We start from the raw sequence: 13,273 nt of genomic DNA on the forward strand, positions 1-13,273 counted from the left end.
GACCGCGGTCAGCGCAGCCCGCTCCACAGCAGCCAGCCACCCAGCGCCAGCAGCAGGCCGCCGCACAGGCGGTCGAGCGCGGTGACCCGGCGCTGCAGCCAGGTGCGCCAGCGCGGACGATCCAGCAGGCGCACCAGCGCCATGTCCCACAGCAGCACCACCGCGCCCATCCACAGCACGCAGACACCCAGCGCCCAGCCCGGCAGGTGGAACTGCCCGAGCACGCCGAACAGCCCGGTGTAGAAGATCGGCAGCTTGGGATTCAGGCTGCTGGCGAGCAGGCCTTCGCGCATCCCGTGCAGAAATCCCCCGCGGCGTTGATTGCCCAGCTCGGTGGGAATCTCCAGCTCCCGCCGCGCCAGCAGCGCCTGCCCACCGAGCCAGACAAAATAGGCGCCACCCAGCAGCTGCACCACCCGCAGCCCGTGGCTGGCCACCTCCGGCAGCAGGCCGAGGACGAACAGCACCAGCAGCATGCTCGCCAGGTTGGCCAGGGCGATGCCCGCCGCACAGCCATCGGCATGGCGCCTGCCCCGCAGCAGCGCGGCGCGAATCAGCAGGAAGAAATCCGGCCCCGGCGACAGCAGGGCGGCGAAGTGGGTGCTGGCGACCAGCGCGAAGGCGGCAAACATGGCGATCTCCCGGATAGCGGCGTCGCGCAGTCTGGAAGCGCCGGCCTCGGGCAGTCTTGGAAGAAACTCAGGTGCGCGTGGCGCGCAGGAAGCGTCCGGGGGTGACGCCGGTGAAGCGGCGGAAGGTGCCGGAGAAATGCGCCTGGTCGTAGAAGCCCAGGCTCAGCGCGACCTCCAGCGGCTTCTCGCCGGCGACCAGCAGGCGCTTGGCCTCGCGGATGCGCCGTTGCAGCAGGTAGGTGTGCGGCGGCACGCCGTAGGCGTTGCGGAAGGCTTCGATCAGGTGGCGCGGATGGCGCTGCAGCAGCGCGGCGAGCTCTTCGAGGCTGACCGCCTCGCGGTAATGCGCTTCCAGGTAGTCGCGCAGCTTGGCAGTCACGCTGCCGTCGCGGGACGCCGAGGCAGTCGGGCGCATGCCGCCGTGGCGGACGAACACCAGCTCCAGCAGCGCCAGCAACTCGCTCTCCAGCGCCAACGCATCGTTGCGCTCGAACTCGCTGGCGACGCGCCGCAGCGCCTCCGCCACTAACCCGTCATCGTGCGGATTGAGCGCCTGGAAGCCGCGTGGCAATTGCTTGCGGCCGAGCAGCGGCAGCAGGCGCGACTCCTCGATGTAGAGCATCCGGTAGACCAGCCGCTCGGACTCGGCGTTGCCGGTGTGCGGCTCCTCCGGATTCATCAGCGACAGGGTGCCAGCCGGCAGCACGTGGTGCGCACCACGGCACTGGTAGCCGCCAGCACCGTGGAGGATGGCGCCGATGGCGAAGGCGTCGTGGCTGTGGCGCCCGAACGGCTGGCCGGAGAAGTCCGCATGGAACAACTCCACCCCCGGCAACCAGGGGCGCGCCAGCAGCCGGTTGGCGTCCATCTCAGTCCTGTTTTCCGGCGAGGATTGCCGCATAGCCTTCGCGGAAGCTCGCGTAGCGCGGCTCCCAGCCCAGCGCGCGGGCGCGAGCGTTGCTGCAGCGCTTGCTGCCGGCACGGCGCACGGTCTGCTCGTCGGCCCAATGGGTGACGCCCAGTTGCTCGCGCAGCCAGCCAACTACCTCGTGCAGCGCCGCCGGATCGTTGTCGACGCCGATGTAGCAGTCTTCCAGCGCGGTACCGCTGCGGTCGGCCTCCAGCAGCGCGGCGAGCAGGCCGGCGGCGTCTTCGGCGTGGATGCGGTTGGCGTACAGCGGCGGCTCGCTGGCCACTCGGTAGCCCTCGCGTACTTGCTTGAGCAGCCACTCGCGGCCGGGGCCGTAGATGCCGGTGAGGCGCACGACGCTGGCGGGAATGCCGCTCTGCAGCGCCACCTGCTCGGCTTCGAGCATCACACTGCCGGAATAGCTCTGGGCTTCGGCGGGCGCGGCCTCGTCGATCCACTCGCCATCGCGCTGGGCATACACGCCGCTGCTGGAGACGAACAGCAGGCGCTTGGGCACCTGCCCACGCTGCTGCAGCCAGCCGAGGGTGTTGCGCAGGCCTTCGACATAGGCGGCGCGATATCCGGCTTCGTCGTGCTGGGTCGCGGCGGCGCAGAACACCAGGTAGTCCAGCCTGCCTACCGGCCAGGTGTCCGGGCATTCGAGCTGGCCGAGGTCGCCGGCCACCGGCAGCACTTCCAGCGGCAGCGCGGCAACATTGCGGCGCAGGCCATGGACGCGCCAGTCACGGGCGGCCAGCTGGCGGCCCAGGCGGCTGCCGACATCGCCGCAACCGACGATCATCAGGCTCGGGAAGGTGCTCTTGCTCATGCTTGGCTCCGCGAATCAAAGCTCGGCAGTTTAGCGCGGTTGGTTCGCGGCGGTGCAGCCGCTATGCTTGGGCCACCTCAACGGATTCAATGCCATGACCCTGACCGAACTGCGCTACATCGTCACGCTTGCCCAGGAGCAACACTTCGGCCGCGCCGCGGAACGCTGCCACGTCAGCCAGCCGACCCTGTCGGTGGGCGTGAAGAAGCTGGAAGACGAGCTCGGCGTGCTGATCTTCGAGCGCAGCAAGAGTGCGGTGCGCCTGACCCCGGTCGGCGAAGGCATCGTGGCGCAGGCGCAGAAGGTCCTGGAGCAGGCCCAGGGCATCCGCGAGCTGGCCCAGGCCGGCAAGAACCAGCTGACCTCGCCGCTGAAGGTCGGCGCGATCTACACCATCGGCCCGTATCTGTTCCCGCACCTGATTCCGCAGCTGCACCGGGTCGCCCCGCAAATGCCGCTGTACATCGAGGAAAACTTCACCCACATCCTGCGCGACAAGCTGCGCACCGGCGAGCTGGACGCGATCATCATCGCACTGCCGTTCCAGGAAGCCGACGTGCTGACGCTGCAGCTGTTCGACGAGCCCTTCTACGTGCTGATGCCGGCGGACCACCAGTGGACCGCGAAGAAGACCATCGACCCGGAACTGCTCAACGACAAGAGCCTGCTGCTGCTCGGCGAGGGCCACTGCTTCCGCGACCAGGTGCTCGAAGCCTGCCCGACCACCCACAAGGGCGGCGAGAACAAGCACACCACGGTGGAATCCAGCTCGCTGGAAACCATCCGCCACATGGTCGCCTCCGGCCTCGGCGTGTCGGTGCTGCCGTTCTCCGCCGTGGACAGCCACCACTACGCGCCGGGAGTGCTGGAAGTGCGCCCGTTCAGCGCCCCAGTACCCATGCGCACCGTCGCCATCGCCTGGCGCGCCAGCTTCCCGCGGCCGCGCGCCATCGAGGTGCTGGCCGACTCGATCCGCCTGTGCTCGGTCGCCAAGCCGACCGTCAAGGGTGAAGCCGAGCCGGCATGACCGATCTGTCGAACGTCCCGGTCACCGCGCTCAAGGGCGTGGGCGCCGCACTGGAAGAGAAACTGGCGAAGGTCGGCCTGGAGAACCTCCAGGACATCCTCTTCCACCTGCCGCTGCGCTACCAGGACCGCACCCGCATCACCCCCATCGGCGCACTGCGTCCGGGGCAGGATGCGGTGGTCGAAGGCGTGGTCTCCGGCGCTGACGTGGTGATGGGCAAACGTCGCAGCCTGCTGGTGCGCCTGCAGGACGGCACCGGCACCCTGAGCCTACGCTTCTACCACTTCAGCCAGGCGCAGAAGGAAAACCTCAAGCGCGGCACGCACCTGCGTTGCTACGGCGAGGCGCGCCCCGGCGCTTCCGGCCTTGAGATCTACCACCCCGAATACCGGTCGCTCACCGACGCCGCTGCGGCGCCGGTGGAGCAGACCCTGACGCCGATCTACCCGACCACCGAAGGCCTCACCCAGCAGCGCCTGCGCCAGCTCAGCGAGCAGACCCTGGCGCGCCTGGGCCCGTCGAGCCTGCCGGACTGGCTGCCGGCGGAACTGGCCCGCGACTACCGCCTGGGCCCGCTGGACGAAGCCATCCGCTACCTGCACCGGCCACCGCCGGACGCCGACCTGGAAGAACTCGCCGAAGGCCGCCACTGGGCCCAGCACCGCCTCGCCTTCGAGGAACTGCTGACCCACCAGCTGTCGCTGCAACGCCTGCGCGAGAGCGTGCGTTCCCAGGCCGCGCCACAGCTGCCGCCGGCGAAGAAATTGCCGGCGCTGTACCTGAAGAACCTCGGCTTCAAGCCCACCGGCGCGCAACAACGTGTCGGCGCGGAGATCGCCTACGACCTCGCCCAGCCCGAGCCCATGCTGCGCCTGGTACAGGGCGACGTCGGCGCCGGCAAGACTGTGGTCGCCGCCCTCGCCGCCCTGCAGGCGCTGGAAGCCGGCTACCAGGTGGCGCTGATGGCGCCCACCGAGATTCTCGCCGAGCAGCACTTCCTCAACTTCACCAAGTGGCTGCAGCCGCTGGGCATCGAAGTCGCCTGGCTGGCCGGCAAGCTCAAGGGCAAGGCCCGCGCCAGTGCGCTGGAGCAGATCGCCGGCGGCGCGCCGATGATCGTCGGCACCCACGCGCTGTTCCAGGAAGAGGTGAAGTTCAAGCGCCTGGCCCTGGTGATCATCGACGAACAGCACCGCTTCGGCGTGCAGCAGCGCCTCGCCCTGCGCCAGAAAGGCGTAGACGGCCGGCTCTGCCCGCACCAGCTGATCATGACCGCCACGCCCATCCCGCGGACCCTGGCGATGAGCGCCTACGCCGACCTCGACACCTCGATCCTCGACGAACTGCCTCCCGGCCGTACCCCGGTGAACACCGTGCTGGTAGCCGACAGCCGCCGCATCGAAGTGATCGAGCGGGTCCGCGCCGCCTGCGCCGAAGGCCGCCAGGCCTACTGGGTCTGTACGCTGATCGAGGAATCCGAAGAACTCACCTGCCAGGCCGCGGAAACCACCTACGAGGAGCTCTCCTCGGCGCTGGGCGAACTGCGCGTCGGCCTGATCCACGGGCGCATGAAGCCGGCGGACAAGGCCGTGGTCATGGAAGCCTTCAAGGAAGGCATGCTGCAGTTGCTGGTCGCCACCACGGTGATCGAGGTCGGCGTGGACGTGCCCAATTCCAGCCTGATGATCATCGAGAACCCCGAACGTCTTGGCCTGGCCCAACTGCACCAGCTGCGCGGCCGCGTCGGCCGGGGCAGCGCGGCGAGCCACTGCGTGCTGCTCTACCACCCGCCGCTGTCGCAGATCGGCCGCGAGCGCCTGGGGATCATGCGCGAGACCTGCGACGGTTTCGTCATCGCCGAGAAGGACCTGGAACTGCGCGGCCCCGGCGAAATGCTCGGCACCCGCCAGACCGGCCTGCTGCAGTTCAAGGTGGCCGACCTGATGCGCGACGCCGACCTGCTGCCGGCGGTGCGCGATGCCGCCCAGGCCCTGCTGGCGCACTGGCCGCAATCGGTCAGCCCGCTGCTGGCACGCTGGCTGCGCCACGGGCAACAATACGGTCAAGTGTGATGTATTTCACTTTCGCCGGTCAGTTGACCGCTCGGTCACGCTGACTGCGTGGTTATACTCCGACCCAGCCGTTGATAACCGGATCACATTCATGAGCGACCTTGCACGCGCCCCATCCGACTCCTCGCAGGCCCCCGAGGTCATCCTGCAGCTGCTCGACAAGCTGGGAATCCCCTATCGCGAGGTCAGCGATTCCACGACACTGCCGGCCGCCCGTCGGGTACAGGCCAGCCTGCTGGAGGACGCCGTCGGCACCCTGCTGGTGATGTTCCCGCAGAGCCAGTTGCTGGACCTCAATCGCCTGGCCGAACTCACCGGGCGCAAGCTGGTGGCGGTCAAGCCCGAACGCCTGGAGCGCATGCTCGGCAAGCACCAGCTCGGCCGCCTGCCGGCGCTGCCGCCGCTGACCAGCTCGCCGTGCCTGTATGACGAGCGCCTGCTGCAGGAAGCCCAGCTGCTGATCGAATCCGGCGCACCGGGCATCCTCCTGGAAATCCCCACGGCCTCGTTCCGCACCCTGCTGGAAAAAGCCAGCGCCGCGCGCTTCGGCGTGGCGCTGGAATCGATCCGGCCAAACCTCGACCGCCCGGACGACGACCGCAAGGAAATCACCCAGGCCGTGCAGGCGTTCACCGCCCGCCGCATCCAGCAGCGCCTCGAGGAAACCATCGAGATTCCGCCGCTGCCGGAAACCGCGCAGAAGATCATCAAGCTGCGCGTCGACCCCAATGCCACGGTGGACGACATCACCGGCGTGGTCGAGACCGACCCGGCGCTGGCCGCGCAAGTGGTCAGCTGGGCCGCCTCGCCCTACTACGCTGCCCCCGGCAAGATCCGCTCGGTGGAAGACGCCATCGTCCGCGTGCTGGGCTTCGACCTGGTGATCAACCTCGCCCTCGGCCTGGCCCTGGGCAAGACCCTGAGCCTGCCCAAGGACCAGCCGCAGCACGCCACGCCGTACTGGCACCAGGCGATCTACACCGCCGCGGTGATCGAGGGCCTGACCCGCGCCGTGCCGCGCGCCGAACGTCCGGAAGCCGGCCTGACCTACCTCGGCGGCCTGCTGCACAGCATCGGCTACCTGGTCCTGGCGCACATCTTCCCGCCGCATTTCTCGCTGATCTGCCGGCACCTGGAGGTCAACCCGCACGTCGAGCACAACCTCGTCGAGCAGCACCTGCTGGGCATTACCCGCGAGCAGATCGGCGCCTGGCTGATGCGCACCTGGGACATGCCGGAAGAGATCTACACCGCCCTGCGCTTCCAGCACGATCCTTCTTATGCCGGCGACTGCTCGGCCTACGCCAACCTGGTGTGCCTGGCGACCCGCCTGTTGCGCAACCACGGCATCGGCAGCGGCCCGGAGACCGACATCCCGCAGGACCTGCTGGACCGCCTGGACATCCCCCGCGAAAAAGCCGAGGACGCCGTACGCAAGGTACTCGACGCCGAAGCGGTGCTGCGCGAACTGGCCAGCCAGTTCAACCCGCCGCATTGAGGCGGACATGAAAAAGGCCCCATCAGGGGCCTTTTCTTTTTCTCTTCGTAGGAGCGAGCTTGCTCGCGAACCGCCCAGCTCATTCGCTGCCGGGAAGCTCGTTTGCGAGCAAGCTCGCTCCTACAGGTAGTTTCCAGCCCCCATGAAAAAGGCCCCTTCAGGGGCCATTTTTCTGTGCGTCGAAAGCGCCTCAGGCGGCTTTCTTGTCGCTGCCCGCGGCGGCCTTCTTCTTCGGCTTCAGGTACTTCACCAGGCCCTGGAACCAGATCACCAGGCCGGGGTTGCCCTGGATCTGGATGTCCTTGTTCTGGATACCCTGCATGAACGCCAGCTGCGGGTTCTTCGAGGTCATGGTGGCGAAGCCGTAGGCGCCGTCCTTGAAACCCAGGGCGAAGGCCGGCTGCGGATGGGTACCGCGGCGGGAGCTGACCTTGAGGTCCTTGACGATGTAGTGGCGGGCGACCTTGCCGTCGAGCGTGTGGAGCTGGAACACCAGGTCCTTGCCTTCGAGCTGCTTCTGGAATGCCGGGTTTTCGCGGCTGGCCTTGGCCATCAGGCGACCGAGCATCCACAGGAGAAGACGGAATTTCATGCACAAACCTCGACGTTCGAGACAAAAGTCTGCGCATTGTAGCCAGTTTGAAAACGGACTACATCCGGTCTTTTGGAGGGATTGTGTAACTGGAGGAGGCAACCCGGAGCCGCTCTGGCTCCGGGTCAGACGCGATCAGTTGACGGCGTCTTTGAGCGCCTTGCCCGGTTTGAAGGCAACGGTGTTGCTGGCTTTGATCTTGACCGGCTGGCCGGTTTGCGGGTTCTTGCCGGTACGGGCGCCACGGTGGCGCTGAACGAAGGTACCGAAACCGACAAGGGTAACGCTGTCCTTGCGGTTGAGCGCGCCAGTGATTTCATCCAGCAGCGCGTTCAGCACCTTGTTGGCTTGTTCTTTGGTGAGGTCGGCCTTCTCGGCGATCGCGGCGGCGAGTTCTGGTTTACGCATAAATGCCTCTTTGACGGTTTGTTGTTGTTGTGTCCGTGCTGTCTTCCCAACAGCGCCCAAGGCACCGCAGCCTTGCCGTACAGGCTCTAGGCTGCGGCAGACGGGGGGAGAATGGCACGCCGAAAGCTGGTACGCCAGTATCGTCTGACAATTTGCGAGCAGTTTCCCAAGGCAAATCCGCCATTGGCGAGGACTGTCACGCCAGCAGGGCAGGCAACTCCTTGTTCAGGGAGAGTTTTTCGCTCACGGCGGCCCCGGTGAGGGCGTATCCGAGCAATCGACCGGCGGTATCGCGGCACAGGACCTTGAGGTCCGGGCCAGAGCCTTCCACCTGCCATTCGCCGTCGCTGCCACGCGGCGGCGGCGACACCACCAGTGGGCAGACCGGAGTCTTCACGGTGACCGGCATGGCGCCGTAGGCCACCGCCGTCGGCTTGCCGGCCAGGGTCTGCGCCAGCGCGCGGGCACAGGACATCAGCGGCATCACGTAGAGCAGGTTGAGGCCGTCGACCTCGGCGCAGTCGCCCAGGGCGTAGATGTTGGCGTGGGAGGTGCGCAGCTCGCGGTTGACCATCACGCCGCGGTTGATATCCAGGCCGGCGGCAGCGGCCAGGTCAATGCGCGGGCGCAGACCGACGGCAGAGACCACCAGGTCGCAGGGGATCACCTGGCCATCGGAGAGGTGCGCTTCCAGGCCGTCGGCGGCGCGCACCAGGCTGTTCAGCACCGGGCCAAGGTGGAAGCGCACGCCGAGGCCTTCCAGCCCCTGCTGCACCGCCTGGGCGGCGGCCGGGTGGAGCAGGCCGGGCATGACCTGCTCGCAGGGCGCCACCACGTCGAGCTGGTAGCCGCCGCTGGAGAGGTCGTTGGCGAACTCGCAGCCGATCAGGCCGGCGCCCAGCAGCAGCACGCGGCGCTTGCCGGCGGCGGCACTGCGGAAGCGCGCGTAGTCTTCCAGGTCGTTGATCGGGAAGATCAGTTCCTGGGCATCGCCCTCGACCGGCACGCGGATGGTCTCGGCGCCCCAGGCCAGCACCAGGTCGCGGTAGTGGATTTCTTCCTCGCCGATCCAGATGCGCCGGTGGCCCGGATCGATGCCGGTGACGCGGGTGTGCGTAAGGATGCGCGCCTTGAGCTGGTCGGCCATGGCGCCAGCTTCGGCCATGGCCAGGCCGTCGGCGTCCTTGTCCTTGGAGAAGCCGGTGGAGAGCATCGGCTTGGAGTAGGAGCGGCCGTCGTCGGCGGTGATCAGCAGCAGCGGCGTCTCGCCATCCAGCTTGCGCCACTCGCGGGCCAGGTTGTAGCCGGCCAGGCCGGTGCCGATGATCACCAGCGGTGCGTTGTCGCTCATTGCTCTCTCACCTCAAAATCGTCACAGCGTAAAGACGGAACGGCGGCCCGGAAGCCGCCGCATATTGGTTCTGCCACCAAGAATCCATTCAGGACCTGGCGAGCTAGAGCAGAACAAGGCGGAAGCGAGCGAGGGAGCGGAGTGTACTTCAGTACATGAGCATCCCGAGTTCGCTTCCAACGCAGTTATGCCGACGCGCAGCCCGGTCATGGATGGATTCTCAGGAAATCTCGATCATCTCGAAATCGATCTTGCCGACGCCGCAATCCGGGCAGACCCAGTCCGCCGGGATGTCTTCCCAGCGCGTGCCGGGGGCGATGCCCTCTTCCGGCAGTCCCAGCGCCTCGTCGTAGATGAAGCCACAGACCACGCATTGCCATTTGCGCATCAGCCAAGCCCTCCTGCGAATACCCCGTGAACCTAACCCGGTTTGCCAGCGCCAGCCAACGGCGCCCGCGCCGCCGGGTCGCGTCAGCAGGGTCAACCCGCCAGCCTGTCCAGTCTAACGCGCACGAGCGCAGCCTGTCGGGCGCGCAAACGCAAACGGCGGCCCGAAGGCCGCCGTCGCGGGAATCATTCCTGGCGGGATCAGCCGATTTCGATCATCTCGAAATCCAGCTTGCCGACGCCGCAATCCGGGCACAGCCAGTCTTCCGGCACGTCTTCCCAGCGGGTGCCGGCAGCGATGCCCTCGTCCGGCCAGCCCTGGTTCTCGTCATAGATCAGGCCACAAACCACGCACTGCCACTTCTTCATCAGCTATCACCCTCATGTTCTTGTCGCTTGGACGTCAGTGCATCCAATGTCCGGCTTTGTACTGGCGATGGGCTTGCGGCGCAAGCCCCAGGAAAAACCTCGGATGGCCGGCCAAACCTTTGATGGGGTTTGGCGCAATGCACTCTTGCGGACAACGCAATCGGCGTGCAAAGCCGCCATGTTAAGCTGCCGCGTCCCTGGCCAACCGCAGTCGAAACCGTGCCCGAAGCCGCCCTGATCCACCCTCCCCGCTGGCTCACCGCCGCCCAGTTGCACCCCGCTCCGAGCGCGCAGGTGCTGGACTGGCTGTTCGACGAAGGTTCGCTGACGCGCCGGCTGACCGCGCTCTCCGCCGACCATTTCTCGGTACTGCCGCTGGCCGAGGGCTGGCACCGCCTGCGCACCGACGAGTGCGCCGCGCTGGGCGTGCCCGATGGCAGCCAGGGCTGGGTGCGCGAGGTGTACCTGAAGGGCCACGACACCCCCTGGGTCTTCGCCCGCAGCGTGGCCGCGCGTTCGGCGCTGGAGGGCTCCGGCTTCGACCTGCGCCTGCTCGGCACGCGCTCGCTAGGTGAACTGCTGTTCAGCGACCGCGCCTTCCAGCGCGGCCCCATCGAGGTGTGCCGCTACCCGGCCGCCAGCCTGCCGGCCGAAGTACGCGCCGAACGCCTGTGGGGCCGCCGCTCCTGCTTCAGCCGCGACGGGCTGGGCGTGCTGGTCGCCGAGGTATTCCTGCCTGCACTCTGGCAACGGCTGGAGCAACAGCCCGTATAATCCCCGGATCGCTTTCCGGAGGCCGCCATGTTCGTCGCCCTGATCAAACCCCTCGCCCGCCTGCATCCCCGCGCCTGGGACTTCGTCCAGCTGACGCGCATGGACAAGCCGATCGGCATCTACCTGCTGCTCTGGCCGACGCTGTGGGCACTGTGGATGGCCAGCGGCGGCGTGCCGAGCGTAAAGAACCTGGTGATCTTCGTCCTCGGCACCGTGCTGATGCGCATGGCCGGCTGCGTGATCAACGACTTTGCCGACCGCAAGCTCGACGGCCACGTCGAACGCACCAAGGCGCGCCCGCTGGCGACCGGCAGGATCACCGTGCGCGAGGCCTGGATTGCGTTCTTCACGCTGCTGGGGCTGAGCTTCCTGCTGGTGCTGTGCACCAACGCACAGACCATCTGGCTGTCCTTCGGCGGCGCGGCGGTGGCGGCGCTCTACCCCTTCATGAAGCGCTACACCTACTACCCGCAGGTGGTGCTGGGCGCGGCGTTCTCCTGGGGCATCCCGATGGCCTTCACCGCGGCCAGCGGCACGCTGCCGGCGGTGGCCTGGCTGCTGTTCTTCGCCAACGTGCTGTGGACGGTGGCCTACGACACCTACTACGCGATGACCGACCGCGAGGACGACCTGAAGATGGGCATGAAGTCCACAGCGATCCTCTTCGGCGACGCCGACCGGGTGATCAACCTGAGCCTGCAGGGCCTGATGCTCCTGCTGCTGATCCTCGCCGGCAACAAGCTGGCGATGCACCTGTATTACTACCTGGGCCTGGCCATTGCGGCCGGCTGCTTCGCCTGGCAGTTCCATTCGACCCGCGACCGCGAGCCGATGAAGTGCTTCAAGGCCTTCCTGCACAACCACTGGGCGGGGCTGGCGATCTTCCTCGGCACCGTCGTCGACTTCGCCCTGCGCTGATGCAAGAGACCTTGTAGGAGCGAGCTTGCTCGCGAACCCGCTTGATACCGAGGTGCCAGGCACGGTTCGCGAGCAAGCTCGCTCCTACGAAGAGCCATTACGGAAGGGCCGTTACGGCTTGGCCATGTGCCAGGCGCCCATCTTGCCCTCGCCGGACATATCACCCGCCGCCATGTCCTTGACGAAGGTGTACAGCGGCTTGCCCTTGTAGGCCCATTGGTTAGTGCCGTCGTCACGCTTGATCACCGTCCAGTCGCCCATCGCCTTGGCATCCGCGCCAGCGCTCAGGGGCGGCCAGTTCTCCGCGCACTGGCCGGCACAGGCCGACTTGCCGCCGCTGTCCTTGTCGTAGGTGTAGAGCGTCATGCCCTTGGCATCGACCATCATGCCGTTCTTCACCGTGGCAGGCTCGGCGGCCAGGGCCGACATCGCCGGTAGCATCAGGCCCAGTGCCAGGGCCGGGAATAGCAGTTTCATCACGCTTCTCCTCTGGTGAGGTGGAAACGGCGCGAGCATCGGCGCAAAGGCAGGCGGACTTGCAGGCAGGGCCGGCCAGGGCGACGTCGACAACCCACTCACTACCGTCATCGCTTGATCCGACAAAGGCTCTGCCGGCCGCACCGCCGACCGGGCCGGTGCGTTCCACTTGTGCCGCGCTGAGCGCGCTGCAACTCGATCAGCATAGACGAGCGCTCTAGGTCGAGGCCCAGCTAACATGGCGGTGTCACATTCATGAAATATTTCCGTTATCTAATGCGGCGCATTACAGAAATTCTGAGGCCTCAGCATGGTTGGCAAGACAATCCTCATCGTCGATGACGAAGCTCCGATCCGGGAAATGATCGCCGTGGCCCTGGAGATGGCCGGCTACGAGTGCCTCGAAGCCGACAGCACGCAGACTGCGCACGCGGTGATCGTCGACCGCAAGCCGGACCTGATCCTGCTCGACTGGATGCTGCCGGGCACCTCCGGCATCGAGCTGGCCCGCCGCCTCAAGCGCGACGAGCTGACCTCGGCGATCCCGATCATCATGCTCACCGCCAAGGGCGAAGAGGACAACAAGATCCAGGGTCTGGAAGTCGGTGCGGATGACTACATCACCAAGCCCTTCTCCCCGCGCGAACTGGTTGCCCGCCTGAAGGCCGTGCTGCGTCGCACCGGCGCTGGCGACAGCGAGACGCCGATCGAAGTCGGCGGCCTGATGCTCGACCCGATCAGCCACCGCGTGACCATCGACGGCAAACCCGCCGAGATGGGCCCGACCGAATACCGTCTGCTGCAGTTCTTCATGACCCACCAGGAGCGCGCCTACACCCGTGGCCAGCTGCTGGACCAGGTCTGGGGCGGCAACGTCTACGTCGAGGAACGCACCGTCGACGTGCATATCCGCCGCCTGCGCAAGGCCCTCGGCGAGGTATACGAAAATCTGGTTCAGACCGTGCGCGGCACCGGGTATCGTTTCTCGACCAAAAGCTGATCGGGTCTCTGGCTCGACGGGTACAAGGA

Annotated in this window: 15 protein-coding genes; 6 read left to right on the forward strand and 9 right to left on the reverse strand. The window is 67.0% G+C overall.

From position 1 onward, the window contains the following. Positions 1-8: 8 nt before the first annotated feature. The 3 genes from QO207_RS08715 to QO207_RS08725 form a co-directional block, all read right to left on the reverse strand. On the reverse strand, positions 9-632 hold the full coding sequence (locus QO207_RS08715; RefSeq protein ID WP_301532050.1) for a LysE family translocator: 624 nt from the start codon (positions 630-632) through the stop codon (positions 9-11). A gap of 67 nt (positions 633-699) precedes the next feature. Continuing rightward, on the reverse strand, positions 700-1,500 hold the full coding sequence (locus tag QO207_RS08720) for an AraC family transcriptional regulator (protein WP_301532051.1): 801 nt from the start codon (positions 1,498-1,500) through the stop codon (positions 700-702). Position 1,501: 1 nt separating this feature from the next. Beyond that, positions 1,502-2,371, reverse strand: coding sequence for an NAD-dependent epimerase/dehydratase family protein (locus tag QO207_RS08725; protein ID WP_301532052.1), 870 nt, complete (start codon positions 2,369-2,371; stop codon positions 1,502-1,504). A gap of 94 nt (positions 2,372-2,465) precedes the next feature. Here QO207_RS08725 and QO207_RS08730 point away from each other — a divergent pair, with 94 nt between their 5' ends. From QO207_RS08730 to QO207_RS08740, 3 genes are all read left to right on the forward strand, one after another. Continuing rightward, positions 2,466-3,398: a hydrogen peroxide-inducible genes activator gene (locus QO207_RS08730; RefSeq protein ID WP_138217111.1), complete on the forward strand. Its 933-nt coding sequence runs from the start codon at positions 2,466-2,468 to the stop codon at positions 3,396-3,398. Further along, positions 3,395-5,470 (forward strand): ATP-dependent DNA helicase RecG, encoded by a 2,076-nt coding sequence (gene recG, locus QO207_RS08735; RefSeq protein ID WP_301532053.1) that lies wholly within the window; start codon positions 3,395-3,397, stop codon positions 5,468-5,470. The genes QO207_RS08730 and recG overlap by 4 nt, the downstream gene beginning before the upstream one ends. A 91-nt stretch (positions 5,471-5,561) precedes the next feature. After that, positions 5,562-6,968, forward strand: coding sequence for an aminoacyl-tRNA deacylase and HDOD domain-containing protein (locus QO207_RS08740; RefSeq protein WP_301532054.1), 1,407 nt, complete (start codon positions 5,562-5,564; stop codon positions 6,966-6,968). 190 nt (positions 6,969-7,158) lie between these two features. Here the strand turns inward: QO207_RS08740 and QO207_RS08745 are convergent, their stop codons facing one another. From QO207_RS08745 to QO207_RS08765, 5 genes are all read right to left on the reverse strand, one after another. Beyond that, positions 7,159-7,560: a helicase gene (locus QO207_RS08745; protein WP_301532055.1), complete on the reverse strand. Its 402-nt coding sequence runs from the start codon at positions 7,558-7,560 to the stop codon at positions 7,159-7,161. 135 nt (positions 7,561-7,695) lie between these two features. Further along, complete coding sequence (locus tag QO207_RS08750) at positions 7,696-7,968, reverse strand: HU family DNA-binding protein (RefSeq protein WP_017520695.1); 273 nt, start codon at positions 7,966-7,968, stop codon at positions 7,696-7,698. Positions 7,969-8,164: 196 nt separating this feature from the next. Then, positions 8,165-9,319, reverse strand: a complete 1,155-nt coding sequence (locus QO207_RS08755) for an NAD(P)/FAD-dependent oxidoreductase (RefSeq protein ID WP_301532056.1) — start codon at positions 9,317-9,319, stop codon at positions 8,165-8,167. Positions 9,320-9,539: 220 nt separating this feature from the next. Next, positions 9,540-9,707, reverse strand: coding sequence for a rubredoxin (locus tag QO207_RS08760; protein ID WP_065085359.1), 168 nt, complete (start codon positions 9,705-9,707; stop codon positions 9,540-9,542). Between the two features lie 200 nt (positions 9,708-9,907). Then, entirely contained in the window at positions 9,908-10,075 is a 168-nt protein-coding gene (locus tag QO207_RS08765; RefSeq protein WP_301532057.1) for a rubredoxin, read from the reverse strand. 234 nt (positions 10,076-10,309) lie between these two features. Here QO207_RS08765 and QO207_RS08770 point away from each other — a divergent pair, with 234 nt between their 5' ends. Together QO207_RS08770 and ubiA are read left to right on the forward strand one after the other, a co-directional pair. Then, entirely contained in the window at positions 10,310-10,849 is a 540-nt protein-coding gene (locus tag QO207_RS08770; RefSeq protein ID WP_301532086.1) for a chorismate lyase, read from the forward strand. A 27-nt stretch (positions 10,850-10,876) separates the two neighbouring features. Continuing rightward, positions 10,877-11,767: a 4-hydroxybenzoate octaprenyltransferase gene (gene ubiA / locus QO207_RS08775; RefSeq protein ID WP_301532058.1), complete on the forward strand. Its 891-nt coding sequence runs from the start codon at positions 10,877-10,879 to the stop codon at positions 11,765-11,767. Positions 11,768-11,878: 111 nt separating this feature from the next. On the opposite strand, the gene QO207_RS08780 is transcribed toward ubiA, so the two are convergent. Then, on the reverse strand, positions 11,879-12,244 hold the full coding sequence (locus QO207_RS08780) for a hypothetical protein (protein WP_301532059.1): 366 nt from the start codon (positions 12,242-12,244) through the stop codon (positions 11,879-11,881). A 310-nt stretch (positions 12,245-12,554) separates the two neighbouring features. Here QO207_RS08780 and phoB point away from each other — a divergent pair, with 310 nt between their 5' ends. Then, a complete protein-coding gene (phoB, locus tag QO207_RS08785) occupies positions 12,555-13,244 on the forward strand; it encodes a phosphate regulon transcriptional regulator PhoB (RefSeq protein WP_301532060.1) in 690 nt (229 codons plus the stop codon). The last annotated feature ends 29 nt before the right edge of the window (positions 13,245-13,273 follow it).

This window comes from Pseudomonas sp. CAN1 (assembly GCF_030462585.1).
Taxonomy (GTDB): domain Bacteria; phylum Pseudomonadota; class Gammaproteobacteria; order Pseudomonadales; family Pseudomonadaceae; genus Pseudomonas.